The organism is Actinomycetota bacterium (assembly GCA_014360655.1).
Lineage (GTDB): Bacteria > Actinomycetota > Geothermincolia > Geothermincolales > RBG-13-55-18 > JACIXC01.
Genome location: JACIXC010000017.1, coordinates 38,473 through 65,416, shown reverse-complemented (window position 1 = coordinate 65,416; position 26,944 = coordinate 38,473). Strand labels below are relative to the sequence as shown.

25 protein-coding genes and 1 tRNA gene are annotated in these 26,944 nt (G+C 64.6%); 11 read left to right on the top strand and 15 right to left on the bottom strand.

What is annotated here, in order from left to right; genetic code table 11:
• A partial coding sequence (locus H5T73_11130) for a helix-turn-helix domain containing protein (GenBank protein ID MBC7248313.1) occupies positions 1–401 on the bottom strand: 401 nt, incomplete at its 3' end.
• A gap of 100 nt (positions 402–501) precedes the next feature.
• On the opposite strand from H5T73_11130, the gene H5T73_11125 reads away from it, so the two are divergent.
• From H5T73_11125 to H5T73_11115, 3 genes are all read left to right on the top strand, one after another.
• Positions 502–786: a LytTR family transcriptional regulator DNA-binding domain-containing protein gene (locus H5T73_11125; GenBank protein ID MBC7248312.1), complete on the top strand. Its 285-nt coding sequence runs from the start codon at positions 502–504 to the stop codon at positions 784–786.
• A gap of 517 nt (positions 787–1,303) precedes the next feature.
• Positions 1,304–2,263: a YafY family transcriptional regulator gene (locus H5T73_11120; protein ID MBC7248311.1), complete on the top strand. Its 960-nt coding sequence runs from the start codon at positions 1,304–1,306 to the stop codon at positions 2,261–2,263.
• Positions 2,264–3,114: 851 nt separating this feature from the next.
• Positions 3,115–3,834, top strand: a complete 720-nt coding sequence (locus H5T73_11115; GenBank protein ID MBC7248310.1) for a hypothetical protein — start codon at positions 3,115–3,117, stop codon at positions 3,832–3,834.
• 49 nt (positions 3,835–3,883) lie between these two features.
• Here H5T73_11115 and H5T73_11110 read toward each other — a convergent pair whose 3' ends face one another.
• Entirely contained in the window at positions 3,884–4,573 is a 690-nt protein-coding gene (locus H5T73_11110; GenBank protein ID MBC7248309.1) for a metallophosphoesterase, read from the bottom strand.
• Between the two features lie 633 nt (positions 4,574–5,206).
• On the opposite strand from H5T73_11110, the gene H5T73_11105 reads away from it, so the two are divergent.
• The 3 genes from H5T73_11105 (at position 5,207) to H5T73_11095 (ending at position 6,376) form a co-directional block, all read left to right on the top strand.
• Positions 5,207–5,281, top strand: a tRNA-Ala gene (locus H5T73_11105).
• 329 nt (positions 5,282–5,610) lie between these two features.
• Positions 5,611–5,928: a hypothetical protein gene (locus H5T73_11100; protein ID MBC7248308.1), complete on the top strand. Its 318-nt coding sequence runs from the start codon at positions 5,611–5,613 to the stop codon at positions 5,926–5,928.
• Positions 5,929–6,043: 115 nt separating this feature from the next.
• Complete coding sequence (locus tag H5T73_11095; protein ID MBC7248307.1) at positions 6,044–6,376, top strand: hypothetical protein; 333 nt, start codon at positions 6,044–6,046, stop codon at positions 6,374–6,376.
• Positions 6,377–6,411: 35 nt separating this feature from the next.
• Here the strand turns inward: H5T73_11095 and H5T73_11090 are convergent, their stop codons facing one another.
• Together H5T73_11090 and H5T73_11085 are read right to left on the bottom strand one after the other, a co-directional pair.
• Positions 6,412–7,596: an FprA family A-type flavoprotein gene (locus H5T73_11090; protein MBC7248306.1), complete on the bottom strand. Its 1,185-nt coding sequence runs from the start codon at positions 7,594–7,596 to the stop codon at positions 6,412–6,414.
• Positions 7,597–7,921: 325 nt separating this feature from the next.
• Positions 7,922–8,080 carry a rubredoxin gene (locus H5T73_11085; protein MBC7248305.1) on the bottom strand — a complete coding sequence of 53 codons (159 nt, stop codon included), beginning with the start codon at positions 8,078–8,080 and terminating at the stop codon, positions 7,922–7,924.
• 403 nt (positions 8,081–8,483) lie between these two features.
• Here H5T73_11085 and H5T73_11080 point away from each other — a divergent pair, with 403 nt between their 5' ends.
• The 4 genes from H5T73_11080 (at position 8,484) to H5T73_11065 (ending at position 12,014) form a co-directional block, all read left to right on the top strand.
• Positions 8,484–9,500, top strand: a complete 1,017-nt coding sequence (locus H5T73_11080) for a 2-hydroxyacyl-CoA dehydratase (protein MBC7248304.1) — start codon at positions 8,484–8,486, stop codon at positions 9,498–9,500.
• 9 nt (positions 9,501–9,509) lie between these two features.
• A complete protein-coding gene (locus H5T73_11075) occupies positions 9,510–10,763 on the top strand; it encodes a 2-hydroxyacyl-CoA dehydratase (GenBank protein ID MBC7248303.1) in 1,254 nt (417 codons plus the stop codon).
• A 388-nt stretch (positions 10,764–11,151) separates the two neighbouring features.
• A complete protein-coding gene (locus H5T73_11070; protein ID MBC7248302.1) occupies positions 11,152–11,481 on the top strand; it encodes a hypothetical protein in 330 nt (109 codons plus the stop codon).
• A gap of 257 nt (positions 11,482–11,738) precedes the next feature.
• Complete coding sequence (locus H5T73_11065; protein ID MBC7248301.1) at positions 11,739–12,014, top strand: GyrI-like domain-containing protein; 276 nt, start codon at positions 11,739–11,741, stop codon at positions 12,012–12,014.
• Between the two features lie 532 nt (positions 12,015–12,546).
• On the opposite strand, the gene H5T73_11060 is transcribed toward H5T73_11065, so the two are convergent.
• The 11 genes from H5T73_11060 to H5T73_11010 all read right to left on the bottom strand — a co-directional run bounded on the left by H5T73_11060 (position 12,547) and on the right by H5T73_11010 (position 25,580).
• Positions 12,547–12,906 (bottom strand): hypothetical protein, encoded by a 360-nt coding sequence (locus tag H5T73_11060; protein MBC7248300.1) that lies wholly within the window; start codon positions 12,904–12,906, stop codon positions 12,547–12,549.
• A gap of 121 nt (positions 12,907–13,027) precedes the next feature.
• Positions 13,028–14,755, bottom strand: a complete 1,728-nt coding sequence (locus tag H5T73_11055) for an NAD+ synthase (protein ID MBC7248299.1) — start codon at positions 14,753–14,755, stop codon at positions 13,028–13,030.
• 224 nt (positions 14,756–14,979) lie between these two features.
• On the bottom strand, positions 14,980–16,311 hold the full coding sequence (locus tag H5T73_11050) for a glutamine synthetase (GenBank protein ID MBC7248298.1): 1,332 nt from the start codon (positions 16,309–16,311) through the stop codon (positions 14,980–14,982).
• Between the two features lie 114 nt (positions 16,312–16,425).
• A complete protein-coding gene (locus H5T73_11045; GenBank protein ID MBC7248297.1) occupies positions 16,426–16,764 on the bottom strand; it encodes a P-II family nitrogen regulator in 339 nt (112 codons plus the stop codon).
• A 1-nt stretch (position 16,765) separates the two neighbouring features.
• Positions 16,766–18,100, bottom strand: a complete 1,335-nt coding sequence (locus H5T73_11040) for an ammonium transporter (GenBank protein MBC7248296.1) — start codon at positions 18,098–18,100, stop codon at positions 16,766–16,768.
• 838 nt (positions 18,101–18,938) lie between these two features.
• Positions 18,939–19,586 carry a winged helix-turn-helix domain-containing protein gene (locus H5T73_11035; protein ID MBC7248295.1) on the bottom strand — a complete coding sequence of 216 codons (648 nt, stop codon included), beginning with the start codon at positions 19,584–19,586 and terminating at the stop codon, positions 18,939–18,941.
• Positions 19,587–20,033: 447 nt separating this feature from the next.
• Positions 20,034–20,831, bottom strand: a complete 798-nt coding sequence (locus tag H5T73_11030; GenBank protein MBC7248294.1) for a hypothetical protein — start codon at positions 20,829–20,831, stop codon at positions 20,034–20,036.
• Positions 20,832–21,087: 256 nt separating this feature from the next.
• Complete coding sequence (locus H5T73_11025; GenBank protein ID MBC7248293.1) at positions 21,088–22,599, bottom strand: alpha-hydroxy-acid oxidizing protein; 1,512 nt, start codon at positions 22,597–22,599, stop codon at positions 21,088–21,090.
• A gap of 19 nt (positions 22,600–22,618) precedes the next feature.
• Entirely contained in the window at positions 22,619–23,785 is a 1,167-nt protein-coding gene (locus tag H5T73_11020; protein ID MBC7248292.1) for a glutamine amidotransferase family protein, read from the bottom strand.
• Between the two features lies 1 nt (position 23,786).
• Positions 23,787–25,139: an NAD(P)/FAD-dependent oxidoreductase gene (locus tag H5T73_11015; protein ID MBC7248291.1), complete on the bottom strand. Its 1,353-nt coding sequence runs from the start codon at positions 25,137–25,139 to the stop codon at positions 23,787–23,789.
• A gap of 3 nt (positions 25,140–25,142) precedes the next feature.
• Positions 25,143–25,580, bottom strand: a complete 438-nt coding sequence (locus H5T73_11010) for a 4Fe-4S dicluster domain-containing protein (protein ID MBC7248290.1) — start codon at positions 25,578–25,580, stop codon at positions 25,143–25,145.
• A 349-nt stretch (positions 25,581–25,929) separates the two neighbouring features.
• Here H5T73_11010 and H5T73_11005 point away from each other — a divergent pair, with 349 nt between their 5' ends.
• Positions 25,930–26,925: a DUF128 domain-containing protein gene (locus H5T73_11005; protein MBC7248289.1), complete on the top strand. Its 996-nt coding sequence runs from the start codon at positions 25,930–25,932 to the stop codon at positions 26,923–26,925.
• Positions 26,926–26,944 lie beyond the last annotated feature (19 nt).

The window sequence follows — 26,944 nt, the reverse complement described above, 5'->3', positions numbered from 1 at the left end:
ACGCTGGAGGAAGAAAGGCGGATGCCGTAGTCCCTCTTGAGGATCACCGCTATCTTGTGCTTGGACCAGGCGGGGTGCTCTCTCCTTAAGTCGCAGATGAGCTGGATCGTCTGCCAGGGGATCTCCGAGACCCTTTTCCTTTTCGGGGTGCGGGGGAGGTCCTCCAGTCCCCTGAGCCCCCGTTTCAGGTACCTCTTCAGCCACTTGTAGAAGGTGGTGGGGGAGATGGCGAAGTGGCGGCAGGTCATCCTGGCATTTCCGCAGCTGCGAAAGTGCTCTATCCAGCGCAGCCTCCTTCTGGCCTCCCTGGAGAGGACCTCGCCCATCATTCTCTCCAACTCCCATTGATGGGGAAGCCTGGTGTGGTAGATACTAGTAGTGGTTCCAACTGAACCCTTCATTTGGACACCTCCTTGCTCTGCTTCTTTTTTACACAAAGCAAGTATAGGGGGTGTCCACCATGTTTCTGAACCCGGGCACGACGCCATAAAGCTCATCCCCATGGAGGACATCTACTTCATCGACACCAAGCACGAGTACGCCAACCTGCACACCTACAACGAGTCCTACCTGACCACCTACAGCCTGGCCGAGCTGGAGAGGATGCTGGACGGCAAGACCTTCTTCCGCACCCACCGAAGTTTCATCGTCAACCTCAAGAAGGTGAACCAGATCGTCAGGCTCTCGCGCAACGCCCTCATCGTCACCCTAAAGGACGAAAAGGAGAGCCGGGTCCCGGTCTCACGTCGCCAGGCCACCGCGCTGCGGGATCTCCTTAGATTCTGACCTGGAAGGCGTCCGGACGTCTTGTTGCACGCGAAAACGCCCGCCGCCCAATTCGCGGAGACCGCGGGGCCTCATCGGTAAGGCGGTGCAAAAAATCACTATAAAGTCGCGGCAGCCTCCGTCCGATATAATAAACGGTAGCTAGGGTATCCCCCATGAGTTTACCGGCAATTTCCCTCAAAGGGTGCAAGCAAGACTAGCTGCCAGACGCAAGACCCCGTCCCCCCCAACGGGGTCTTCCCCTTTTAGGGCCTCGTGCCCGATCTCGGGGGTCGCGTCCTCGCTGATCGCTATCGGCGACGCCAGTCCTCATCCCCTCGGCCACCCGCGGCTCTTCTCCGGGGTTGCCGCCGACGGAGCGCCTCCGCCGCACGGGGTCGCGTTTCAGCCCCGCGTATAATACCTTCTTTCCCTTCATCTGCCGGGGAAGGAGCGCCTCCGCCGCGAGGGGTCGCGTTCGGCCCACGCGACGTCGGTTTGCTATAATCAAAGGCAAGGAATCGGGGAAGGTGGGAGCTTGGAGAAGGCAAGCCGCCTGTGGCGCACCCTGAAGATCTTCACCCTTATCGAGGGTAAACCCGGCATAGGGGCATGCGAGCTGGCGGAGCGCTGCGAGGTCTCCCAGCGCACCGTCTACCGCGACATCAACCTGCTCAAGCTGGCCGGCATCCCCATCTACTACGACAGGGGCTACCGGGTGAGCGAGGGGTTCTTCCTTCCCCCGGTACACCTGGACCTCAACGAGGTGCTCTCCCTGGCCATGGGGTCGGAGATCCTCTCCCGCCAGAAGGGCACTCCCTTCCAGAGGGGGGTGCAGAGCGCCATGGAGAAGATCTACGCAGTCCTCCCCCCCGGCCTCCGCGACTCCGTCACCCGGGAGGCCTCGCACTTCACCCCGGCGTGGGAACCCACCGTGGATTACGGCAAGCGGCTCCCCATACTGGAAACACTGGAAAAGGGCGTGGAGGAGAGCCGCAGCGTGCGCTTGACCTACCACTCCCTCTCCCGCGAAGAGGTCACCGAGCGCGAGGTGGACCCCTACGGCTTCCTCTTCCGCAGCAATGCCTGGTACCTGGTGGGGTTCTGCCACCTGCGCGGGGAGATAAAGATATTCAAGGTCGACCGCATCCTCGAGGCCGCCCTCCTCGAGAAGGATTTCCAGCCGCCCGAGGACTTCAGCATACAGGATTACATGGGCGAGGCCTGGCAGGTGATGCGGGGGAGCGAGCTCCAGGATGTGGAGGTGCTCTTCACCCCACAGGCGGCGCCCTACGTGAAGGAGTGCCTGTGGCATTTCAGCCAGCGCTGCGTCGACCTCGAGGACGGGAGCGCCGTGCTCTCCTTCCGCGTGAGCGGCCTGGCCGAGATCTGCTCGTGGATCATGTCCTTCGGCGGCGAGGCGGAAGTGCTCCGGCCCCCCGAGCTCCGCGAGATGATCGTGGAGCGGGCCACGGGGATCGTGCAACGCTACCGGTAGCCTGCCCTGCATCCGGCCGGAGCACTGCCTGGCGTACAAACGCGCTTGCCCCGAGGGGGTTTCTCGCGAGGTCACCGGTTGCCCGAATCCCTACCCTTTCCCCTCGCCCGGTACACGGCCGGCGTGCTTTCAAGAAAGAGGCAAAAAAATGAAGAAGGTCGAAACGGACTGCCATACACCTGTCAGGACATCTCATCTAATATACACGCGTATCCTTGCGAAAGAACGGCGGCACTCGAGACGCGAGGAGGCGGGGGTGGCCTTCGTGCCGGCGCGTACGCCACATGGACGGGAAAACAACTGGCAGGGATCGACCGGGAAGGGTTCGGATCCGATAAAAACGCACCCGGGTGCGCCGCATGGGTGGGAAAACGATGTGGCCGACGGGTCGGCGGGCAAGAACCTGCTGGAGGAGGGATGTGGACGATCTGGCGGAAACAAAAGGGACTTCCCCTGGTCCGAACCCGGTAACGACGGGTTGGAGGCACGGTGTAAGCGCCCCCACGCCGTGCGAAGAGGCTCAGGGGGTGGTGAAAGGCGCCGCGCCAGGGACGTTGGAGATGCGCCGGCGCAGCCGGACTCCCGCCCCGGCGGCGCCGATCACCCCGCGCCCCTAAGGAGACGCATGTCTTGGGGCACACGTTTTAAGGAAGAGGAGGGATGGATCTTGCTGGCGAGGATAACTCCACGTACTGCCCGCCCCTGGAGGTGTGGGGGCAGGCGATCAGCCCACCACCTGGCCGGGTTTCCCCGGTCATGCCCCCACTCGCGGGAAGGGGGGTTCGGAACGAGCTTCACGAAAGTAGGTGAGGCGACCATACCCCCACTCGCGGGAAAAGGGGGGTTATAAGATGACCGTGACCGCGCCCGAGAAGCACACCTGCGCCCTCTGCGGTAAGAAGAGCCCTCAAGAGGTGATCTATTCCACCAATACCTTTGGTCGCCCCGACCTCGACCTGAGACCTTCGGAGATGATGCGCTCCACGATGAGCACCTGGGTGCTTAGATGCCCTCATTGCGGCTATTGCGCCCCCTCCATCGAGGAGGCGGTCGAGGGCGCCGCCCAACTGGTAAAGGGCGACCGCTACCGGAAGTTGCGTAACAAGCGTTCCTACCCCATCCTGGCCAGAGATTTCCTTTGCTGGTCCCTGCTGGCGGAAAACGCCGGCAAAGACCTGGACGCCGCATGGGCGGCCCTCTACGCCGCCTGGGTCCTGGACGACCACGAGAACGCCAGGGGGGCGGCGGAATGCCGTGGGAGGGCAGCGGATCTCTTCCTGCAGGCGAGGAAGAAGCGAAGGAACCCCTGCAGGAGAACGGGCGAGAGCGAGCTTCTCATCACCGACGTCTTAAGGAGATGCGGCCGCTTCGACGAAGCGCGCGAGCTGTGCGAGAAAGCGCTCCTGCGCGTACCCGCCGGCATGATGGAAAAGGTGTTGCTCTTCGAGTGGAAACTGATCAGGAACCGGGACACCGAACGCCATACCGTGGATGAGGCGTTGTCCTGTTGGCGGAAACCCCCGTCGCCCGCGAGGGAAGGGACCCCCGGTGACGACGGCGGCGTGTCATGAGCGACTCGCTGCGCGATGACCATGCGCGGGCACGGTGCCCCGGCTGCGGTCAGAGTGGGATCACTTCCTCGCTGACCTCCCCCCCGGAGACGGTGACGCGCAGGAAATGGTGGAAACCGCCGCTCTCCTCCGAAAGGTGCGGCCTGGCGCCCGCGCCCCCGGTGACCACCACGCGTGGCGGCCCGGAGCTGTAGAGCATGTAGGCGTGGATGTGGCCGCAGTAGATCACCGGGGTCCCGGCGGCCGCCAGGAGCTCCTTCATCTCGCGGTTGTTCTCCGATTCCTCCTCCACGAAACCGCTGCGGGCCATATCCACCGGGGCCCCTGGGGGCACGTGGGCGAAGGCGATGACCGGCTTACCCGCCGCCCCCGCGAGGTCCTCCCGCAGCCAGGCGAGCTCCTGCGGGGGGCACCCCACGCCGATGACCGCGTTGTTGAGAAAGACCATATGGCATCCATGCACGTCGAGGGAATAGTAATCCGGCCCGAAAACCGTGCGGAAGGCGGACACGTCCCCGCGTGGCATGTCGTTGTCCCCGGGGATGACGTGGTAGGGGATCCCCGTCCCCTCCAGGAAGTCCTTCATCCCCCGCATCTCCTCCACGCCCTTGCCGGTGGAGATATCGCCCACTATGATCAGGAACTCCCCCTCCCTCGCCTGGGCCACGATCTTCGCCAGGAGATCGGTGCGGGCGTGGGTATCCCCGCACAACAGGAAGGAGAAATGGTTGCGCGGCACTTCTCCTCCATCGCCGGCTCCTTTCCCGTTCCCCGCTCCGCCCGCGCTCGGCCCACCGCCCTTGCAAGAAGCGGAGAACAGCCCCGCACACGGCAGGCAAGCGACAAGGAGAACCGCCACAAAAAGGCGCCCTCGCCGGCGATGCCTTCCCGGGCTCACCTTCGAGTTTCCCTCCTCTCCGACCGATTCCGCCGCCCGGCGACGCCAGTGGCGCGTCCCGGCGGCGCGCGCCGCGCCCTCAAGCGTCCCACCCGCCGCCGGCCCGTGGGTCTCCCCGCGCGCCACGGGTCTCCGCGCGCCGAACCCGCCACTACCCGGCATCTCACTGCCGCCCGTCGTGCTCTCTTGGGCATATCTCCCAGCCCGACGGTCCGGCTTGCCTATCCCTCTCTTTCTCTTTTCCCATCATACCCTAACCTTTCCCGGTGACGCCCGGCCCGTCACCCGTCAACCTCCACGACATGATCGACAGGTCGACGGGAGCATGACCCCGGCGAGGCGCCGCGGGGCGCGCATCGTGCCCCCGGAGAGCCCTCTGCATCGCGCTCGGGCCTGCCTGCCTTTCCGTGTCACGTGAGACGCCCGGTCCCGGTGCAGAGGGGCGCCGAGTCTGTTAAAATGGTCAACATGCGAGGGGCCGTAGCTCAGCGGGAGAGCGCTGCCTTCGCACGGCAGAGGTCGTGGGTTCAAATCCCATCGGCTCCACCAGGTCGCACGACGCCCTCAGCGGAGGGCTTCATTATTATTCGCCGCCGCGCCGTTCGGCGCCCGGTTTCAGGCGCATCCCGCGGGGCCGCGGCGGGAACACGGCGGACGGCCTGAGCGGCCTGCATGGCCATGGCTGTAAAAGTTTCCCATCGGCTTGCCCGGGCTCTAAAGACGCGCGCGGGGCTTACCGATGGCAATAGCGGCTGCATGATATCGATGCAAGCGAGGCGCGGTTCGGGTCGAGCCTCCTTGATTTTGGCGCGGAGATGGATATCATGGATGCATGACGCGTTCGGCGTGTGAGAGGGCGAGGATAAGAGGGCGGAGAAGTGGTTGATTTTCTCAAGGTGCTCAACGAATATTACGTGCGCAACCGCGGCAAACGCATCAAGCAGGAGTTCCAGGAAGTCCTCTCCAAGGACGTGGAGGAGCTTTCCGGGCCCCAGAAATACATCTACGAGATATACATCGAGCCCAACTTCGCTGTGCTGCAGGATGCCCTCTACGAGGCCTTCAAGGAAGCCGACAGGCCGCTGGACGAATGGAGGGCGGCCGTGCTGGAAAACCCTCCCAGCATCATAAACCACGTGGCCAAGAAGATGATCGTGCGCGCCATCCGCGACAGGGAAAGCGGCCTGGAAGGATAAGCCCCCGACACGCGGGGCCGCCCCTCGCCGCACCTGCCGACCCGCAAGTCAAGCCGGCCCGCCTCCACGCCGATAGATTGCTTGCAGGCGGAATGTGACTGCCGAGGAGAAGAGCATGAGGAAGGTCTTCATCCCGGTTCTGCTGGCGCTGCTCCTGACCGTGGTTATCGCCGGCTGCGGCGGGGAATCCGCGCAGCCGTCGCAAGGGGGCCAGGCCAACGGCGGGAGCGGTGGAGGGCCTGCGGGACAGGCTGAAACCGCGGCCTGCGCGGCCAACCGCAGGGCCATAGCCGCCGCCGCCCAGCAGTACAAGGCCATGGAGGGCAAGGCGCCGACGTCCATCCAGCAGCTGGTCCCCGGCTACCTGGAGAGCGTGCCCGCCTGCCCCTCCGGGGGAACCTACACCCTTTCCGGCGACCGGGTCACCTGTTCCGTGCACGGCTCGTGAGGAGCGCTCCGCGGGCGGCGCGCTCCGGGCACGGGTCAGAGTGAACGGGCCAGGCGCCGGCCGAACGCGACTGCCTGCTCCAGGTCGTCCTCCGTGGGCACCAGGTTGACCCGCAGGGGCTCTTCCTCCACCCTGAACTTGAGGCCCTTGAGGCGCTCGGCTATGAGCTTGGGCGCCTCGCCACTCCAGCCGTAGGACCCGAAGGACGCTCCCACCTTCCCCTTGAGGTTGAGCGTGGCCAGGTGGGAGAGGAGGTACCACACCGGCTCCACGGCATCCGCGTTTATGGTCGCGGACCCCACGGCGATGCCGTCCGCGGCCTCGATGCGGTCGATCATCAGGCCCAGCTCCGTGGCGGCGACGTCCATCACCGCCACCTTCGCCCCTTCCGCCCGGGCCCCCTCGGCTATCTTCTCCGCCAGCATGGCGGTGTTGCCGTAGGCGCTGGCGTAGAACACCAGCAGCTTCTTGTCCTCTTCGGGAACCGGCTGCGAGCTCCACTCCCTGTATTTCTCCACGTACCGCAGCGGGTCCGAGCGCAGCACGGGGCCGTGGCTGGGCGCGATGACCTTGATGTCGAGGCCCCCGATCTTGTCCAGCGCTTCCAGCACGTATTTCTTGAAGGGTCGGAAGATGACCAGGTAGTAGTACTCGAAGGCATGGAGATAGTCGTCCACCAGGTCGTCGAAGAGGCGGTCGTCGCAGTAGTGCGCGCCCAGGAAATCACAGGTAAAGAGCACCCCTTCCTTTTTCAGGTAGGTGAACATGGTATCCGGCCAGTGCAGGAAGGGCGCGTGGATGAAGGAGAGCTCCACTCCCTTGCCCAGGTCCAGGGTGTCCCCGTCCTGCACCAGCAGGGGGTCCACGTCCCGGTTCAGGATATTCTTGACGAAATTGCGGCACTGGCGGTCGCAGACCACGCGAGCGTCCGGCGCCTCCGCCAGCAGGCGCGCCAGGGACCCGGAATGGTCGGGCTCCGTGTGGTTGACCACCACGTAGGCGATGTCCCGCGGGTCCACCAGGGAACGTATGTTGGCGATGAACTCATCGTAGTGGGGCGCCTTGACCGCGTCCACCACCGCCACCTTGTCCCCCCCGGTGAGGAGATACGAATTGTAGGTGGTGCCGTGGTCCGCCTTCATGATGATGTCGAAGATGCGCAGCTGCGGGTCGAGGGCGCCCACCCAGTGCACCCCCTCCGCGATCTTTACCGGAAGCATGTTATCCTCCCGTCTCCGTACTCTTGCCCTTAGGTGCCATTATCTGCCAACCCAACCTTTCACGCGCCGGCCCACCGCGCCTTACCTCGCTTCCAAACGGTGGGAAACCTCCGCGGGCCGGCCTTCGCACGGTGGCGTGGCGGGGTTCCCCCTCGATCACCTTTCTTCACGGCTACTTTTCCGCCGTCCACCCCTTTTCCTGTTTCCGACTTCCCCCTCTTCCCCTTCCTGCTGTCCCTTATCCACCTTTCCCCGCCCACCGTTGCGGTACGGCATGTCCTTCCTTTTCCCTGCCCGCCCCTTCCCCCACCGCACGCAGGAAGGCTCACACTTTCTCGAAGAGGTCCTTGTCGGCGCCGCACTGGGGGCAGACCCAGTCGTCCGGAAGGTCCTCGAAGGGTGTCCCGGGCTCGATGCCGCCCTCGGGATCTCCCTTGTCCGGATCGTAGATATACCCGCAGACGGTGCACTCGTACTTGTCCATGCTCTCCTCCTTTTTCACGAATCCTTTACCGTGGCCGTTCGGCTTGGCGAGCATCCCGCGCCGCTTTCTCCCTTATTACATGCCCCCATCAGGCAAGCTACCAGCGGCAAGGGCTGCGAAGGTTGCCCGGCCTTACCGCTTGCGCAACCGGGTCAGTCCTTACGTGCGATACCACGACCAATGCAGGCCGCGCGCCATATATAATATACCCGCAAGTCGATTTTTATACCGTCGCGGGAGACGGCGTATTGACGGGGGTCATGCGCACCTCCACAGACGATGATCGCGGTCGAGGGCGGCGGCCTGACGGGGACCACGCGGATGACGTTATCCTGTTACGCGGGAGTGCGTAAGCGGAGGAAGTGATAGCGTGAAACGATACGGGGAGGGTGAAGGGGTCGCTATGGACGAGGATCTCATAACCTGGTTCTGCGCCTATACGCCCCTCGAGCTCTTGACGGCAGCGGGCCTCAAGCCCGTGCGTTCCTTCGGAGACCCCGACCGTATCGACGACTCCGACGCCTTCCTGCACCCTGCCATATGCCCCTACGTGCGGTCCTGCCTGGCGCAGGCCATGCAGGAGGAGGGCCCGCATCATGCCGTCTTCGTCAACTCCTGCGACGGCATGCGCCGCCTCCACGACGCCTGGAAGGACCTCTTCCCGGACGGCTTCGTCTTCCTCCTCGACCTGCCCCGCAACGTGGGAAAGAGCGGCGAGCGCATGCTGGCCGGGGAATACCGCCACCTGCTGGAAGCCCTGCGCTCGTGGCGGGGGAGGGAGATAAGCCACGCGGAGATAAAGGCCGCCTGCCGCGCGAGGGAGGAACTGCGCCGGGAGTACATCCGCGCGGCGGAAGGGGCGGGCGGAGGGGAGAGGCTGCTCCTTGCCAGGCATTTCCAGTCCGCGCCGCAAGACGCCGCGAGCCCCGCGGCGACGCGGGGGCCCGCCGCCACCGCTCCCGGGGCCGGTCGCGGGGTGCCGGTGCTTCTCACGGGCAACATCCTCAACCCGGCGGGGATGGTCTCCCTCCTGGAGGAGGCGGGGGCGCGGGTGGTCTGGGCCGACCTCTGCAACGGCGACCGCGCCTTCGCGGCGCCCACCCTGGCGGAAGGGGAAAGCCTGGGGGAGGTCCTCGGAGCGCTGGCCGCCGCCTACCTGGCGCGCCCTCACTGCGCGCGCATGCTCGACGGGGAGAGGCGCCACCGCACCCTGGTGGAGAACGCGCTCCGCGCGGGTGCGCGGGGCATCATCTATGCCTCCCTGAAGTTCTGCGATTCATACCTGTACGAATACCCGCGCACGCGGGAGATGCTGCAGCGCGAGGGGATACCCGTCCTGCGGCTGGAGAGCGACTATGCCGACGGGCACGCGGGACAGGTGCTGACCCGCGTGGAGGCTTTCCTGGAAATGATCTCCTGAAAGGTCGCCATGGAGCTGCTCGAGCAGATAAAGGAGCGTTACCTGGACCGGCTCTCGCCGGCCACCTTCCGCTCCCGCCTCTTCTGGAAAACGGTGGAGGGGCTGGCCCTCTCCCCTCTCAACCGGCCGCAGTGGAAGGCGGACCGCGTCTCGCTGGCATACTTCCTGCGCGCCACCCGCGACGCCTACCTGCATCGCGCCCCCGTGGTCTGGTGCAACCTGCTCACCCCGAGCGAGCTGGTCCTCGGGTCTGGATGCATACCCTTTTACCCGGAGATGGCGGCGGCCGTGGCGGCCTCGGCCGGCCTGGCCCCGCGTTTCATAGACCGCGCGGCGGAGGAGGAGTTCCCGTCCGACGCCTGCTCCTACCACCGCTGCCTCCTGGGCTGCGCCCTGGAGGGCTTCCTCCCCGAACCCGACCTCCTGCTGGCCGTCAACTATCCCTGCGATTCCGCGCCCCTCTCCTTCGCCTTCCTGGGCGACCTTTACCGCGCTCCCCTCTTCGTCCTGGAGGCACCCCTGCCGGGCAGGGAACGCGGCGTGGAGGAGCTCGCCGGCCGCATGGCGGAGGCGGCGCGCGCCATGGCCGGCCTCAGCGGTCGCAGGGAGAGGGAGATGATGGAGGGGCTCTCCACCGCGGTGGAGCTCTCCAACCGCGCCCTTCGCCACCTGCGCGAGGTGGAGGAGATGCGCAAGCGCGACGACTGTACCCTGGACGGCAAGGACGCCATGGGGAACGTCAGCGTCCTCGCGGGGTGCCTGGGGTCGCAGGCGGGCGCGGATTTCTACCGCCTCCTCGCCGAGGAGCTGCGTGAGAGGGGGTGCAGGGGAAAGAACGGGCTGCGCATCATGTGGATGCACCTGAAACCCTGGTATTCCCAGACTATATTCCAGATACTGGAAAAACACGGCGCCCGCCTGGTTTGCGAGGAATACACCCACGCCACCTGGGAGGCCATGGACCCGCGGGACCCTTTCCCATCGCTGGCCCGCAAGCTGGGCGGTCATTTCCTGGTGGGAGCGGCGGAGAGAAGGGTGTCTCACCTGGTGCGCCTGGCCCGGGAGTACCGCGTGGACGGCGCCATCCATTACAACCACTGGGGATGCCGCCAGAGCTGCGGGAGCGCCCCCCTGGCGAAGGGCGCCCTGCAGCGCGCGGGTGTTCCCACCCTCATCATCGACGGGGACTGCATCGACGACCGCGAGTACCAGGAAGGCCAGGTCGCCACGCGCCTGGAGGCCTTCCTGGAGTCCCTGAAATAGGGGACGGCGGGATTCTCCTGCGGCAACCGCCAACAGGGCCCTCAAGCGATGCCGTATCGTTCCGGTAGGCGCTTTTCGGGTTGAAAGAGGTTGGGAGACCACCCTATCATCCTGGCAAAGCAGGCCAATTCGACAAGAGGAAAGGATTGATCTCCTAAATGTTCGATCCGAGAACCATGGCACTACGTCTGGTCTCCGAAGCGAAGGGTATGGATGAGATCGAGGAAAAGGTGACCGAGGCCGTCTTCGAGCTCGGCAGGTCCTCAATCCCGCTCCGCGACGGAACGCGCACGTCGGTTGTAGAATTGGTAGCATGTGCGAAGCGCGTGGGCCAGGTGGTGTCACCATCGAGGACGGCAGGCTCCGTAAACAGGGAGGTTAAAGAGAGATGGCTTTCGGACTACCCGCCGCATACGAGGAGGTACGCAGGTACAATGTCCACCACGACTACCTTGCCTCTGCCGTCAGCCGGGCGCTGGCCGACCTGGGGTGGAGGGCTTTCGCGTACTCCCCTTACCAGGTCGAGGTCAGGTTCCCCTTCAGCCTGCTCTCCTACGGGGAACGCATGAACATCACCATCTTCCAGGACGGCAGCATCCACGCCGTCAGCAAGTGCGTCTTCGTCCTCCAGTGGTTCGACTACGGGAGAAACAAGAAGCACGTGAACGAATTCTTCGACCGGCTCACCGCGGTCAGTGGCTATCGGCCCGTCGCCTGACCATGAAAAGTTGCGTCGCTTGTGTGCGGCGCTTGGGCGGAAAGGACGCGGTCAGGCCCAAGCTGAAACGCGAGGGCTTGCTTCGTGCCGGCCGCGCTGTCGGCAACCGGCATCCGGGAAGCGTCGTACATGTACCGCGACGTGCGTGCCGTCACGCGGGAAGGGTTTAGCGATGATGCCCTTGACATGCGTATAATCATGTCGGCACGGGAAAACACGTTTATGGAAAGACCTCACGCATAAAGACAGGAGGCAGCATGAGACCACTGGAACCGCCGGAGGAGATAAAGCGCATGGCGGAGACGGGGGAGGCCGGTGTGAAAACGGTGCCCGCCCAGGAAGTGGCCTTCCTGGTGCACAAGGGGCCGCACTCCGGGGTGCAGGACTCCTTCTTCAAGCTCATGCGCTGGATCTCCGAGAACGGGTACGAGCTCATGGGGCCGGGAGTGGCCGTCTTCCACAACGACCTCATCACGGTGAAGTCGGAGGAGGACCTGGTAACCGAGCTGCAGTTCCCGGTGCGCAGGAAGTAGTCCTCTCGCACGCGAAAAAAGGGTGGTCATATCACCCCCGGCAATGACCACCGGTGGCCCGATATGGAACACGGTGATGCCGCGCGAAGCCTCTCCCTTCTTCCCGCCGCGCTTCGCCCGTGTCCGGCAGCGCGGTGGCCCGTACGGTCATCGCCGCGCGAAAGCTGCCGCGAAACGGCGAGAAATATCCTGGAAGCGCCGTTTCTCGCCTCAGCGTGGACGACGATATGCCGTGGGAGATCCTCCAGGAGGAACCCGTCGATCTCGAGGCATTCATTCACGCCTTGGGGGATTTCCTCAAGCGCATCTGAAGCGCGGGTTCCCGCGAAGACCGGTGCTGCCGCCGGCCGCCCGGAATCTCTCTCCTTTCGTCTCTTTCCGCTTCGCGACCGTCTCCGCGCTGTAAGGATGCGGGAGAAGGACCCTTGCCGCAGCATGGCCGGAGCGGGCGTGCCGCGTGAATGGCGGACGTGCGGGGATTCATCCACGTCCGAGATGGGAGAGGCGACGATGTTACGTAAATATTTCCGGATCAGGGATTTTCCGCGCCGGGATGGAAGATGAACAGTTCGACGCCTTTGCGCTCGAAGACCCCGTCGAGAATGCCCTGCTTCACCTTCTCCAGCTCCTTGATCCCGGCAAGTATGTCGCTGTAGCTGCCCCCGGCCCCGCAGTTCCTGGAGAAGGCCTGTGACGATTCGCTGTGGGCGCCCGTCTGCAGGTGCACGAACCTCATCGCCCTTCCCCTCCAGGAGGTGAACAGTATCAGCAGGGAGGTGTCGGATGCCGGCGCGTCAAGATCACGCAAATCGGACGCCCTGTACTTCTCCGCGAGGGCTTGCCCTTCCTTGATGAAGGATTCGGCTTCCGCCAGGTCATGCTCCATGGCCATCTCATCGACCCCCCGACCTATGCCTTCCGTCTTGGCCAGTCCGCCACCTACACGGCGATTATATTTCCAACCGTGCAGGCGAGTAAACCCGGCCGCCGCCGTGGATGCGGGGATTCTGGCGTCAACGGTGAACGGAGATGGGGAGGCGCCAGTCGCGGCCGAAGGCGCGCGTGGTGATCTTGATGCCCACGGGGGCCTGCCGGCGCTTGTACTCGTTGGCGTCCACGCGCCGGACCACCTCTTCCACGAGAGCGCGCTCGTACCCCCTGGCGGACATCTCCTCCACCGTGAGCCCGTTTTCTATGTAATCCTCGAGGATGGGGTCCAGCAGCTCGTACGGGGGAAGGGCGTCGCTGTCTCTCTGGGCCTCACGCAGTTCCGCCGTAGGCTCCCGCTCCAGCACCACGGCGGGGATGATCTCCCTCCCCTCCCGTTGGTTGACATGTCTGCAAAGGCGATATACCTCGCCCTTCAGCAGGTCCTTGATGAGCGCGAAACCACCGGCCATGTCCCCGTAAAGGGTGCAGTATCCCATGGAGAGCTCGCTCTTGTTGCCGGTGGCCAGCACGAGCCACCCCCGGCTGTTGGAGATACCCATGAGGATGTTCCCCCGGATGCGCGCCTGCAGGTTCTCCACAGCCACGCTCTCGCCTTCTCCCCGCAACGACGTCCCCGCGTCGCGGACATAGGAAGCGAGGATGCCTTTTATGGGATATTCTTCCATCTCAATGCCCAGGGCGGCCACCAGCCTTTCAACTCCTTCCCGGGAAAGGTCGGAGGTGAGGCGGGAAGGCATGAAGATGCCGTGCACGCGATCCCTCCCCAGGGCCATGACCGCCAGGGCGGCGACCAGGGAGGAATCCACGCCGCCTGAGAGCCCTATCACCACCTCCCGGAAGCCGTTCTTGCGCACGTAATCGCGCAATCCCAACAACAGCGCCTGCAGCACCTCCTCTTCTTCCTCCGCTATGTCCGCCGCCTCATCCGGTATATTCAGGGGTGGGCACTCCCCCGCGGACGGACCCCGTTGTCCGTCCAGCTCGATGACCCGCGTCGTCCCGGGGAGAGCGCCCTGTCTCGCGTACCTGTGCAGGGGTCTGGACATCCTCCCGGCCCACAGCCCGGCCGTATCCAGGTCGTGAAGCAGCAAGTGTTCCTGGAAACGAGGAGAAGAGGCAAGTCTCCCATGGCGGGGGTGCACGACGAGCGAGCCGCCGTCGAAGACCAGCTCGTCCTGCCCTCCCACGCAGTTGACGTAGGCCACGACGGCCATGGCATCAGCGGCCCTTGACCGCACCAGGCGCTCGCGTGTGCCCTGTTTGCCGCGGTGATAGGGCGACGCGGAGATGTTCACCACCACCTCCGCTCCACCGAAGGCGACCTCCCATTCCATGGGGCCACCGGGATGCCATATGTCCTCGCATATGGTGATTCCGACGCGCGTGCCCCTCACCCTCACCACCAGTCCCTCCTTGCCGGGGGCAAAATAGCGGCTCTCGTCGAAGACGCCGTAACTGGGGAGGTAGCACTTGTGGTACGTGGCGGCGACCTTGCGGCGGTGCAGGAGGGCGGCGGAATTGAAAACGTCCTCGCCGAGCTCCGGCACGCCTACAAGGGCAGGAGTGTCTCCCACTTCCCGCGCCAGCCCGTTCAGGGCGCGGGCGCAGCAGAGCAGGAAATCCCGCTTGAGCAGCAGGTCCTCGGGGGGATATCCGCAGAGGGAGAGCTCGGGGAAGCAGACCAGGTCGGCCCCCATCCTCTCCGCCTCGCGCAGGGCTTGCAGGATGAGCGCGCTATTCCCCTCCAGGTCCCCCACGGTGGAGTTTATCTGCGCCAACGCGATCCTCATCCCCGCCACCTCTCCGGTGCCTCTTCGTGCTACCTGTTCCTGCCAGGTCCGTGCCGTGCGGCTTCAACCATTTATTTCCACATATCCGCCTCCGGACCCGGAAAGCCCCGCGAGCACTCTCCCATGCACGGGGTCCCCATGCACGGGGTCCGCCCGAGCCCCCACGCCGCGCATCCGAACGACATCCGCGCCCGGCATCGTCCTTTCCCTGGTCGTTTCGGGCCTCACAGCACCGGTAGGTACTGGCCCAGCTCCCACTCGGTCACCTGGGCGCGGTAGCGCTCCCACTCGATCTTCTTGTTCTCGATGAGGGACTCGAATACGGGGTCCCCCAGGGTCTTGCGCAGGAGCTCGCTCCTTTCGGCGCACTGTATGGCCTCGTAGAGGTCCTCCGGCAGCTGGCCGATATTGAGCTCCCTCCTCTCCGCCTCCGTCATCTCGTAGACGTTGCGGTCCACCATGGGAGGAAGCTCGTAGTCGTTGACGACGCCCTCCAGCCCCGCGGCCAGCATGCACGCGAATGCCAGGTAGGGGTTGCACGCCGGGTCGGGGGAGCGGAACTCTATCCTGGTGGCCTTCTCCTTCCCCGGCTTGTACTCCGGCACGCGGATGAGGTCGGAGCGGTTGCGCACCGCCCAGGTGAGATAGACGGGCGCCTCGTAACCCGGCACCAGCCGCTTGTAGGAGTTCACCCACTGGTTGCAGACCAGCGTTATCTCCGGCGCGTGGCGCAGTAGGCCGGCGATGAACTTCTTGGCGACATCAGAGAGGTGGTGCTCGTCTCCCGGGTCGTAGAAGGCGTTCCTCTCCCCCTGGAAGAGGGACATGTGGGTATGCATGCCGCTGCCGTTCTCCCCGAAGAGGGGTTTGGGCATGAAGGTGGCGTGCAGGCCGTTGAGGAGGGCGATCTCCTTCACCACCAGCCGGAAGGTCATGGCGTTGTCGGCCATGGTGAGCGCATCCGTGTAGCGCATGTCGATCTCGTGCTGGCTGGGACCCACCTCGTGGTGGCTGTATTCCACGCCGATGCCAAGTTCTTCCAGGGCGATGACCGTGTCCCGTCGCAGGTCGCTCGCCACGTCCATGGGGGTGAGGTCGAAGTAACCGCCGCGGTCCAGCACCTCCGGCGCCTGCGGAGACCTGAAGTAGAAGTACTCCAGTTCGGGGCCCACGTAGAAGGTGTAGCCCATCTCCGCCGCGCGTGCCAGGTTACGCTTGAGTATGTAGCGGGGGTCGCGCTCGTACGGCTCACCGCCGGGCCGGAGGATATCGCAGAACATGCGCCCCACGGCGTTGTGCTCCCGCGGCCTCCATGGGAGGATGGCGAAGGTGGATGGGTCGGGCATGGCGATCATGTCGCTCTCGTCGATGCGGGCATAGCCCTCGATGGACGAGCCGTCGAAGCCCATGCCGTCCTCCAGGGCCTCTTCCAGCTCGCCGATGGTGATGGCGAAGCTCTTGAGAAAACCCAGGATGTCGGTGAACCACAGGCGGATGAAGCGCACGTCGTTCTCGCGCGCCGTTTTCAGGACGTATTCCTTGTCCTTGGCGGTCATCTCTTTTCCTCCTTTTTCCCTCCCGCCCTTTGCGGCGTTTTATCTCTTCCGTGCCCTCATTTCAATTCTCTCCCAAGCCTGTTTCTGACCGTTTTCCGGCCTGTTAAATCCGTGTTAAATCGCGTTGAAACCGGTCTCGCCGGTGCGTACCCGCACCGCGTCGGCCACCTCGTAGATGAAGACCTTGCCGTCGCCGATGTTGCCGGTGCGGGCGGCGCGCACCACAGCGGACACCACCCTTTGCAGGTCCTCGTCCAGCACCACCGCCTCCAGCTTGAGCTTGGGCAGGAACTCCACGCGGTACTCCGATCCCCTCCACATATGGGTCACGCCCTTCTGTTTGCCGTGCCCCTTGACCTCGGTGATGGTCACGCCAGGGTAACCCAGATCGCGCAGCTCCTTCATCACCGGATCCAGCCGCTCCGGCCTGATGATGGCCTCCACTTTTTTCATCTCACAACACCCCCTTCTCGGAGGTCGTGGGCTGGAAATCCGGGTATGCCTCCAGGTTGTGCTCGGTCACGTCCAGCCCGATCTTCTGTCCCTCTTCATACACTCGGATGCCGATGGTTTTCTTGAGGATGAAGAAGAGGATCCCCGCCGCCACCGCCGCCCAGGCCAACACGGATAAGACGCCCAGCAGCTGTTTGCCCAGTTGGGCCACGCCGCCCCCGAAGAACAGCCCGTTCACGACAGCCACCCCGTTCGCCTCACCGTAGGAAGCCTGGGCGAAAAGGCCCAGGGCGACGGTCCCCCATATGCCGTTGACCGCGTGGACCGATATGGCGCCCACGGGGTCATCCACTCTCAGCTTTCGGTCTATGAACTCGACGGCGAAGACGACCAGTACGCCGGCCACCAGGCCTATCGCCACAGAGCTGGCCATGCTGACATAAGCGCACCCGGCGGTTATGGCCACCAGACCCGCCAGAGCGCCGTTGAAGGACATGCTGACGTCGGGTTTGCCGTACCGGATCCATGTCAAGAACATGGCCGCGGCGGCCCCGGCGGAAGCAGCCAGGGTGGTGGTCATGGCGATTGTGGCGATGGCCGGGGTCGCGCTGAGTGTGCTGCCGGGGTTGAAGCCGTACCAACCGAGCCAGAGGATGAAGGTGCCCAGAGCCGCCATGGGGATATTGTGCCCCGGTATGGCGTTCGGCCTTCCATCTGGACCATATTTCCCGACCCGTGGCCCCACCAGCCAGGCGCCAACCAGCGCGCATACCCCTCCCACGGTATGCACCACCGCGGAACCCGCGAAGTCGAGCATGCCCAGCCGGTAAAGCCATCCTCCCTCTGCCCAGACCCAATGCCCGACCACGGGGTAGATCAACCCGGTGATGCATACCGTCGCCACGCAGTAGGAGGAGAATTTAATGCGCTCCGACACCGCGCCCGCCAGGATGGTGGCCGCGGCCCCCGCGAAGGCGATCTGAAAGAGAAGGAAGGCATAAAGCGGAAGCCCGTTCCATTCCGGGTTCGCGAGGTTGGAAAAGAAACCTCGCGCACCTATGAAGCCTCCCCTGTCGGCGCCGAACATGAAGGCGAAGCCGACGGCCCAGAAGACCAGCGCACCCAGGCAGAAATCCATCACCCCCTTGAGCATGGCGTTGGAGACGTTCTTGGCCCTGGTCAGCCCGCCCTCCAGAAAAAAGAACCCCGCCTGCATGAAGAAGACCAGCGCCGCTGCGATCAGCACCCAGACCGTATCCAGGGAGGTCTGGATGAACAGCGGCGGCTTGGCTTCCTTGTCTTCCTGCGCGCAAGCGGGTGCGGCGGTGATCGCCATGATCAGAGCCAGCAGGATAAGAACGAGGAACCATCGCCTCAAGAGCCCTCACCTCCTCTCCTTCGCGCGGTCAATACCTCTTCACATCCCGTTTCCTTTACCATCTTTTACCACCCTTCCTTCAAGGCCACATCCTTATCGTCCGCTGTCACCAGTCTAGGGTCTCACCGTTTCTCGCTTGTTGCGGCCCCATTAAAGCTCCGTTAAGGGCCTGTTTCCGTATCGTTAAGCGGGGACTCCCGCACGCCGCCGGGAAGCCGGCCCGGCCCGGCGAAGAGGAATAGCGCTTTATCGGCATGAGCATGTCGCCTGACGGTCCCGCGGGCTCTCGTGTCTCCTTCCCTGCTCCCCGGCGCAAGGATCGCCGGCGCGACGAAGCGGGTGTAAGGGGGTTTAAATGAACTCACCGTTTAGGGACACGCGGCAAGCGCCATCCTGCGGGCTCCGGGTGAGGCGATGGAGATTCCGGAGGAACTGATAAGCCTGGCCCAGGTACTGGACGCCTATTACATCCCTTCTCGTTATCCCAACGGGTTCGACGGCGGCAAACCGGCCGATCGTTATAGCCGGAAAACGGCATCGGTGGCCGCGGATGCGGCGGATACGCGGATATATTGCCCTTCACGGGAAAGGAGCTGGCTCTCATCAAGAAGCGGGGAACCGGACACGGGCAGGGTTTGCCGGATGGGAGCATCCTCCTGGTCCGACACCGTTACAACCCTTCCGGGTCCCCGGGCTTGCGGGGTCTACCCTCGTGAAGAAAGGCGCCATTCCCTCTCATGATCCACCGGTATCTTGCGCGAGACCGGCCACGGGAGGATCGTGGATCAGGCATGGATCAGGCATTCTCGCCCGGTTCGAAGATATAGCCGACGCCGCGCACGGTGCGGATGTAGGTATGGCCCTCCCGCTCGATCTTTGCGCGGATGCGCCGCACGTGCACGTCCACGGTGCGCGAGCCGCCGAAGTAATCGTATCCCCACACCTGCTCCAGGAGCACCTCGCGGGTGAAGACCTTTCCCGGCCGGGAGGCCAGGAAGCGCAGCAGCTCGAACTCCTTGTAGGTGAGCTCCACGGGGGAACCGTCAACCCTCACCTCGTAGCGGTCCTCGTCTATCACCAGGCCCTCATCCCGCGCAGGGGCGCCCGCTTCCCCGGGCAACAAGCGGCGGACGCGCGCCTTTAACTCCTCGCCCGTCGATCCTTCGAGCAAGAAGTCGTCCAGCGGGTCCTCCTTCGCCAGCCTTCTCATCTGCTCGTAGCGCAGCACGCCGAGGATCTTCACTCCTTCCTGCAGGGAACCCCTCAGCGCGTTCATCTCCTCCTTCCAGTCGCCCGCATGGTCCGCGAGGTCGACAAGGACCACGTCCCCGGGGGAGGCCCGATCGACGGATGTCTTGTCATATATCACCAGGTGGAAATCATTCCCGAGGATGTCCGCAAAATACCGTCCCCTCTCCCCGGGGGACAACAGGTAGACTTTCATCCCTGCCATGTCCTCTCCGCCGCCAAGCAATCCGCAAGCACGACTTCGGATCCGCGCCCGCCACGTCTCAATGATATGCGGAGAAACACGCCCTCCGGCACCTTTATCCCCGCATTGACAGATACTACTATCATAAACCATCGGGGGGCTGCCTTCCGGTCAGCGGCCGTCCACCCCCCTTCTTTCGCCGACCCCGTCCTCCCGCTTTCGCGCTCCGGCCATGTACGGCGGGGCGGTCCCACGCCGAAAATCATCCTCTACCGACATTCTGCCCTTTGCACCATGATGAGAGGGATACTCTTCACCCGGGGGATCTCCATTCACCGGCTGACGCCGCGCAGGAGGAAACACGCCCGGACACCGTCCGCAAGGAAGGTGGAACGTAACGAGATATCGGGTGATCGGAAGCACGAGATCCCGGTGCGAAACCTTCCCTCCCGGCCGGGATCAATAGGCGTAGAGGCCGCCGAAAGGCCGGTGTGACCTGGCTTGGATCTTGAGGAAATCGGAGCGCAGTATCTCCCCGGGGTCCCCTCCGAAATAACCCGCATATTCCTCCACGTAAGGTTCTATCAGCGCCTTGTCTTCATCGCCCGCCGGGACGGCCGCCGCCTCCTTGCCCAGCTGGTGCTCCTCCACCTCCCCGCGTAGGAAGATGAGCCCTCCGTGCATCCCCGTGCCTATATGACGGGCTCCGAATCTCGCCTTTCCCTTATTTCCCAGGCCCAGGACGATGACGAGCCCTCCCGCCATGTACTCGCCGAGGAAATCCTGCGTCTCGCCGCCGATGACCAGCACGGGGCGGTACTTGCGGTACTCCTTCATGTGGATGGCGGCCCGGTAGCCCACGCCGTCCCGGATGAAGATCTTCCCGCCCCGCATGCCCATGGCCACGATGTCGCCGGCCCGCCCGTGCACCACGATGACCCCGTTGTTCATGGTGTTCCCCACCCCGTCCTGGGCGTTGCGGTCCACGGTGATGCGCGGGCCGTCCATGAAGGCGCCAAGGTCGTTCCCGGGCACGCCGTGCACGGTGATGTTCACCGCCCTGCGCACTCCGGAGCCGATGTAGCGCTGGCCGTAGACGTTGTCGACCACGATCTCCTCCGCGCCCTCCGCGGCCGCTCCCTTGATCATGTTGTTCAGCTCGCGGTAGTGGAGCTGGCGGGCGTTTATCCTCACCTTCCCGTCGACGCGCACGAAAACGCCGGGCAGGCCCGCGTGGTGATCGACCTCGATCTTCATCCCCTCACCATCCTCGTCCTTGCTCTCTTCCCTTCCGCTCTTTCTGTTTTCTTCTTCGCTTTCCGTGTTTTCCCTTTTCACCTTCGACCTTACGCGCGCGCCGTTTGTTCCTCAAGCGTTGCGAGCAAGAGCGGCCTTGCCCGCTACTTCCGCTGACCGCCTGCTCTTCATCTCCCCGCTGCCGCGCTCGCCCCACCGTCCGCCGCAAAGCCACGTGAACCCCACGCCATTCGGTCCCGGTAACAAAAGGGCGCTCTCAGGCGCCGGCGTGCTTGATGCCCAGGATGTCCAGCTCCTCCTGGGAGAGTCCCACTCCCCGCAGGCGCAGCCGGTTGCCGCGCAGGCTCTCTATGGCGTTGATGCCCATTCCCCCCAGCATCTCCATGATCTCGTGGGACCAGGCGGTGAGGAGGTTGACCAGCCTGCGCGCGCCCACCTCCGGGTTGAGGCGCTTCGAGAGATAGGGGTCCTGCGTCGCGATGCCCCAGTTGCATTTGCCGGTGTAGCATTTCTGGCATACGTGGCAGCCCATGGCCACCAGTGCCGCCGTCCCTATGTACACCGCGTCCGCCCCCAGGGCGATGGCCTTGATGACGTCGGCGGAAGAACGGATGCCCCCCGCCACCACGATGGAGGCGCGGTTGCGTATTCCCTCCTGGCGCAGGCGGTCGTCCACCGCGGCCAGTGCCAGCTCAATGGGGATGCCCACGTTGTCACGGATCATGGTGGGGGCTGCCCCCGTACCGCCGCGGATGCCGTCCAGGGCGATGATGTCCGCCCCCGCCCTCACCATGCCCGAGGCGATGGCCGCCGAGTTGTGCACGGCGGCTATCTTAACCGATACCGGTTTCTCCCAGTGAGTGGCCTCCTTCAGGGCGTAGATGAGCTGGGCCAAGTCCTCGATGGAATATATGTCGTGGTGTGGCGCCGGCGAGAGGGCGTCCGTCCCCTTGGGGATCATGCGCGTGCGGGATATCTCCGCGCTGACCTTCTCACCCGGGAGGTGGCCGCCTATGCCCGGCTTGGCCCCCTGCCCGATCTTTATCTCCAGCGCCGCCGCCACCTCCAGGTAATCGGCGTGAACCCCGAAGCGGCCCGAGGCCACCTGGCAGATGGTGTGGTCCCCGTACTTGTAGAGGTCCCTGTGGAGCCCGCCCTCGCCGGTGTTGTAATAGGTACCCATCTCGGTCGCGGCGCGGGCCAGCGACTCGCAGGCGTTGAAGCTGATGGCCCCGTAGGAGATGGCCGAGAACATGATGGGGGTCTCCAGGCGCAGCTGGGGCGTGATCTTCGTCTGCAGTGACGGCCTCCCGCCCTTTCTCGCCACCTGCAGGGAGTCGGGCTTGGCGCCCAGGAAGGTGCGCAGCTCCATGGGTTCCCGCAAGGGGTCTATGGAGGGGTTGGTCACCTGGCTGGCGTCGAGGACGATGCGGTCCCAGTAGATGGGATAGTCGCGGTCGCAGCCCATGCCGGTGAGCAGCACCCCGCCCGTCTCCGCCTGCTTGTAGATGTTCTGGAGGACGTCCCGGGTCCAGTTGGCGTTGGGGGGGTGCTCGGTGGGGTTGTGCCGCACCACGAGGGCGTTGGTGGGGCAGAGGGTGGCGCAGCGCAGGCACCCCACGCACTTGCTCTCGTCGGCGAAGACGGCGTCCTCCTCGTCGTCGTACCAGTGCACGTCGAAGGCGCACTGGCGCACGCAGACCTCGCAGCGGATGCAGCGGTAATCGTCGCGCTCGACGAGATATTGCGGCAGGATATAGCTCTTCAAGCCAGCGACCTCCGTTCGTTCAGGCGGGATCCGGGCCGCGCAGGGAGAGCACCCTGGCGCCCTCCTCCTCTTCTTTCATGGTATATTCTTCCAATTCTGCCACGATGGGCACTCCACCCTGCGGTATCCAGGTTTCGCGCAGCGTGTCGTCGACCAGGTGCATGGGAGCCTCCTCCGAGGATATGTACATGAAATCCCCGTTGCGCCCCGCCACCAGGGGCCGCAGGCGGATGCGGTCCGTGAGGCCGATCATCTGCCCGCGGTTGGAGATGATGACGCTGAAGGGCCCGTTGAGCAGGAGGGACCCGTAGGTCTGCCGCAGGGCGGTGTGCAGCTCCTTCTCCCGTTCCGGCATGCGGTCTATCTCCGTCCACAGGGGGGCGGCCAGCACCCTGGCCGTGTCCTCCACGGAAAGCCCGTGGCGGCGCACCAGGAGGTCCACGGCGTAGGCGATGACCTCCGTGTCGGTGTGCAGGGTGCAGATGTACCCGAACATCTCAAGGTAGCGCCGGTTTATGCCGTATGAGGAGATCTCCCCGTTGTGCACCACCGACCAGTCCAGGATGTTGAAGGGATGGGCGCCGCCCCACCATCCCTGGGTGTTGGTGGGGAACCTGCCGTGGGCCACCCATATATACCCCTCGTATTCCTCGAGGCGGAAGAAGCGCCCGATGTCCTCGGGAAAACCCACCCCCTTGAAGACCCCCATGTTCTTGCCGCTGGAGAAGACGAAGGCGCCGTCTATGCGCACGTTGATGTGCATGACCGCGCGCACCACGAAATCGTCGACGTCCGCCGCCTCGCAGACCAGGGCCTCGCGCGGCTGCAGGAAATATCTCCAGAGAAGCGGCGGGTCTTCCACGCCCTCGCAGGCGCGGGTGGGGATGACCTCCGCCCCTTCCACGGAGAAAGATTCCTTGAGAAATTCCTCCGTCTCCTCCCTGGCGCCCCCGTCGTCGTACATCAACTGGAAGCAGTAGAGATCCGCGTACTGGGGGTAGATGCCGTAGGCGGCGAAGCCGCCCCCCAGGCCGTTGCTCCTCTCCTTCATGTTGGCGATGGCGGTCATCACCGGCTCGCCGTTGAACTTTTCCCCGCGCAAGTTCATCATGCCGAAGATGGAGCAGGCGGAGAAATCCTTGTCGTCGCGCAGGCGAGCGTTTCCCGGCATCTCGTTCCTCAGCATCTTACCGTGCCCTCCCCTTGCCTCTGTCCGCCCTGGCCTTCCCCTTCCCAGCGCCGGCCTTCTCCCCGGCGGGCTTCGGCAACCCGGCCACGGCCTCGATTATGCGTTCCTCCCTCACGGAGCGCGGGAAGTGGATGTGGCCGAACCCCTCCTCGAGTAGGAAGCCCTTCACCCTCCTCACGTTGGCCCTCTCCTGGATGAGCGAGGTGAGGATGCCGGCGCGCTCGATGTTACCGGCGACCAGCATGCCCACCAGCACGTCGCCGCGCAGAACCACCTTGCGGTAGTCGCCGTCGTCCCCCTGCCGGGTGATCACCTCGTAGGTGGCATCTGGGGGGTTCACCACCCCGGCGGAGAGCACCGGCAGCCCGAAGAACTCCACCGCGTTCATGGAGTTGCCGCCGGGATACGGGACCTCCCGCCCGGCCATGTTCATCCCGGCGTACTTCCCCTGCAGGGCCGCGATGGGCCAGAGGGCGTTGACCGCCGGCTCGCCCCGCACCAGGTCCATGGCCTTGACCGCGTCGCCGGCGGCGAAGACGTCCTCGTGGGAGGTGCGCTGGTGCTTATCCACCAGCACCCCGCCAGCGCACTCGAGCCCGGCCTCCTCGGCCAGCTCCACGCGCGGCCGCACACCCACCGCCACCACCAGCAGGTCAAAGGGCACCTCCGAGCCGTCCTCCAGCACGGCCTTGCCGCGGTGGCCGCCCCGCGGCTCCAGGCGGGAGACGCTCTGCCCGGTTATTATCCCGATGTTCTCCCGCCGGCAGCGCTCGGACACCATGGCCGATGCCCTCTCGTCCAGCGCCAGCGGAAGGACTCGCTCCATCTTCTCCACCACCGTCACCGCGCTGCCCCTTGCGTGCAGGGCCTCGGCGGCCTTCATGCCGATGAGCCCGGCACCGATGACCAGTGAAGCTACGGGCTTCGCGGTGAGCCGCAGCATGCGCTTGGCATCGTCCCAGTCCACAAAGGTGAGGTAGTCGACTTCCTCGAGGCCCTCGATGGGCGGTATGAAAGGCCGGAAGCCCGTGGCCAGCAGGAGCTTGCGCCACTTCACCTTCTCTCCCTCCCGGGTGACCAGCAGGTGTCCGGCAGGGTCGAGCGAGGTCACCTTTACGCCCGCGTGAAAATCTATTCCCATATTCTGGTAATACCTGGCGGGGCGGTAGTACATGCCGTGCGCGCTTACCTCCCCCGCCACCAGGTAGGAGATGAGGGGCCGCGAGTAGCAGCGGTACCTCTCCTCGCTGAACACGGCCAGGGAGCCCTCCCCGTCGAGGGAGCGTATGGCGTCGCAGGCGTTCACCGCGGCGGCGGAGTTCCCTATCACGGCGTAACGGTAACTTTTCATGGCCTACTCCTCGACCAGCACCAGGGCCTCGTTGGGGCAGTTGGCCACGCAGGCGGGCACCTCGAGGTCGGGACAGAGGTCGCACTTGCCCACCACCCTGCGCTCCTCGCCGTCGCGGCGTATGGCCCCGTAGGGGCACACCAGGATGCACGTCCAGCAGCCGACGCAGCGCTCGGGGTCGTGGACCACCGCCCCGGAAGCCCTGTCGCGCTGCATGGCCCCGGAGAGGCAGGCGGTGATGCAGGGCGCCTCCTCGCAATGGCGGCACTGCAGGGCGAAGGAAACGTGGCCGTGCTCCTCCACCTCCACCCTCTTCACCGGCCTCCGCTCCCGCTTGAAGGCCTTGATGATGTTCTTGCTCTTGGAATGCTGCACGATGCAGTGTATCTCGCAGAGGCGGCACCCTATGCAGTATTCCTCTCTCGGCACGATTCGGATCACTGGCTTCACCTCTCGTCCCGGGAAAACGCGATGTTTTCCTCTCCTCGCGGGCCGTAAACCCCTTACGGGAGAAAGCAGGCTCCGTCCATCGACAGACTTGCCGTCACCAGGTTGATGCGCTGAACGGGAGAAGCCCGGCCCTCGCCCGCCAACCAACTACACATAATAAATATAAACGCGCTCGCTGACCATAACTTCGAGCGGTCATTCGCCTCCGGCCACGTTCCGCCGGCGGCTGTTTACCGTCCGCCAGAAATGATCTATAATATAGGCAATAGGTGACCTATTGCCTATATTAAGCCATCATAAGGCCGTGTCAAGCCCGGTTGTCGGAAAAGGATTGCCGATTATGGGACACGAGAGGGCACTTGAAAGGAAAACCCTTGCCATACTCGAGATCCTGCAGGAGGCGGGGCGGCCCCTTGGCGCACGCTCAATCTCCCAGGAACTCGCCCGCCGCGGCGTGGAGCTGAACGAGAGGACCGTCCGCTATCACCTGCTCCACCTCGACGAGCGCGGCTTCACCCGCCTGGTGGGAAGGAACGGGCGCCTCCTCACAGAAAAGGGGGAGCGGGAGGTGGAGGGCGCGCTCGCGGTAGACCGCGTGGGTTTCGTCAACGCGCGCATAGACGACCTCGCCTGCCGCGCCCATTTCGACCTGGAAGGCCGCCGGGGAAGGGTGGTGGTCAACGTCACCTTCCTCCCTCGGGAGCAGGAGACGCGCGCCATGGAGGCCATGCGTCCCGCCTTCGCGGCCGGGCTCTGTCTATCGGACCTCGTGATCCGCGCGGAAGCCGGTGAGAAGGTGGGTGATGTCGAAGTGCCCGCAGGCATGGTGGGATGGGGTACGGTGTGCAGCGTGACCCTGAACGCCGTTCTCCTCCGGCACGGGATACCCGTGGAATCCACCTTCGGGGGGTTGCTGGAGATCGTGGACGGGGCGCCGAGGCGTTTCACCGAGATCATCAGCTACGCGGGCTCCACCCTGGACCCCATCGAGATCTTCATCAAGGGCAAGATGACCGGGGTGCACGCCGCGGCCACCGTGGGCAACGGCAGGGTATGCGCCTCCTTCCGCCAGGTCCCCGCGAGCGCCGTCGAGGTTGTGGCCGGTCTGCTCGCCAAGATGAGGGCCGCGGGCCTGGGGGGAATGGCGGTGCTGGGAAAGCCGGGTCAACCGTGCCTGGAGGTCCCGGCGGGGAAGGACCGTGCGGGGCTGGTCGTGGCGGGAGGCCTCAACCCTCCCGCCGCGGCGGAGGAAATGGGGGTGGATACCTACTCCAAGGCCATGGCCGCCCTGGTGGAATACGAGCAACTGGTGCCTTTTTCCAGGCTGAGGATATGAGCGCCGGAAGCGTTGAGGA

Coding starts and splice junctions, on each gene's coding strand:
- H5T73_11095 (MBC7248307.1), top strand. CDS start 6,044: ATGAGGAAGGTCTTCATCCCGGTTCTGCTGGCGCTGCTCCTGACCGTG.
- H5T73_11055 (MBC7248299.1), bottom strand. CDS start 14,755: ATGAGGATCGCGTTGGCGCAGATAAACTCCACCGTGGGGGACCTGGAG.
- H5T73_11040 (MBC7248296.1), bottom strand. CDS start 18,100: ATGGCGATCACCGCCGCACCCGCTTGCGCGCAGGAAGACAAGGAAGCC.
- H5T73_11045 (MBC7248297.1), bottom strand. CDS start 16,764: ATGAAAAAAGTGGAGGCCATCATCAGGCCGGAGCGGCTGGATCCGGTG.
- H5T73_11090 (MBC7248306.1), bottom strand. CDS start 7,596: ATGCTTCCGGTAAAGATCGCGGAGGGGGTGCACTGGGTGGGCGCCCTC.
- H5T73_11005 (MBC7248289.1), top strand. CDS start 25,930: ATGGGACACGAGAGGGCACTTGAAAGGAAAACCCTTGCCATACTCGAG.
- H5T73_11035 (MBC7248295.1), bottom strand. CDS start 19,586: ATGAAAGTCTACCTGTTGTCCCCCGGGGAGAGGGGACGGTATTTTGCG.
- H5T73_11075 (MBC7248303.1), top strand. CDS start 9,510: ATGGAGCTGCTCGAGCAGATAAAGGAGCGTTACCTGGACCGGCTCTCG.
- H5T73_11050 (MBC7248298.1), bottom strand. CDS start 16,311: ATGACCGCCAAGGACAAGGAATACGTCCTGAAAACGGCGCGCGAGAAC.
- H5T73_11065 (MBC7248301.1), top strand. CDS start 11,739: ATGAGACCACTGGAACCGCCGGAGGAGATAAAGCGCATGGCGGAGACG.
- H5T73_11085 (MBC7248305.1), bottom strand. CDS start 8,080: ATGGACAAGTACGAGTGCACCGTCTGCGGGTATATCTACGATCCGGAC.
- H5T73_11125 (MBC7248312.1), top strand. CDS start 502: ATGGAGGACATCTACTTCATCGACACCAAGCACGAGTACGCCAACCTG.
- H5T73_11060 (MBC7248300.1), bottom strand. CDS start 12,906: ATGGCCATGGAGCATGACCTGGCGGAAGCCGAATCCTTCATCAAGGAA.
- H5T73_11115 (MBC7248310.1), top strand. CDS start 3,115: ATGACCGTGACCGCGCCCGAGAAGCACACCTGCGCCCTCTGCGGTAAG.
- H5T73_11080 (MBC7248304.1), top strand. CDS start 8,484: ATGGACGAGGATCTCATAACCTGGTTCTGCGCCTATACGCCCCTCGAG.
- H5T73_11030 (MBC7248294.1), bottom strand. CDS start 20,831: ATGAAGATCGAGGTCGATCACCACGCGGGCCTGCCCGGCGTTTTCGTG.
- H5T73_11020 (MBC7248292.1), bottom strand. CDS start 23,785: ATGCTGAGGAACGAGATGCCGGGAAACGCTCGCCTGCGCGACGACAAG.
- H5T73_11070 (MBC7248302.1), top strand. CDS start 11,152: ATGGCTTTCGGACTACCCGCCGCATACGAGGAGGTACGCAGGTACAAT.
- H5T73_11015 (MBC7248291.1), bottom strand. CDS start 25,139: ATGAAAAGTTACCGTTACGCCGTGATAGGGAACTCCGCCGCCGCGGTG.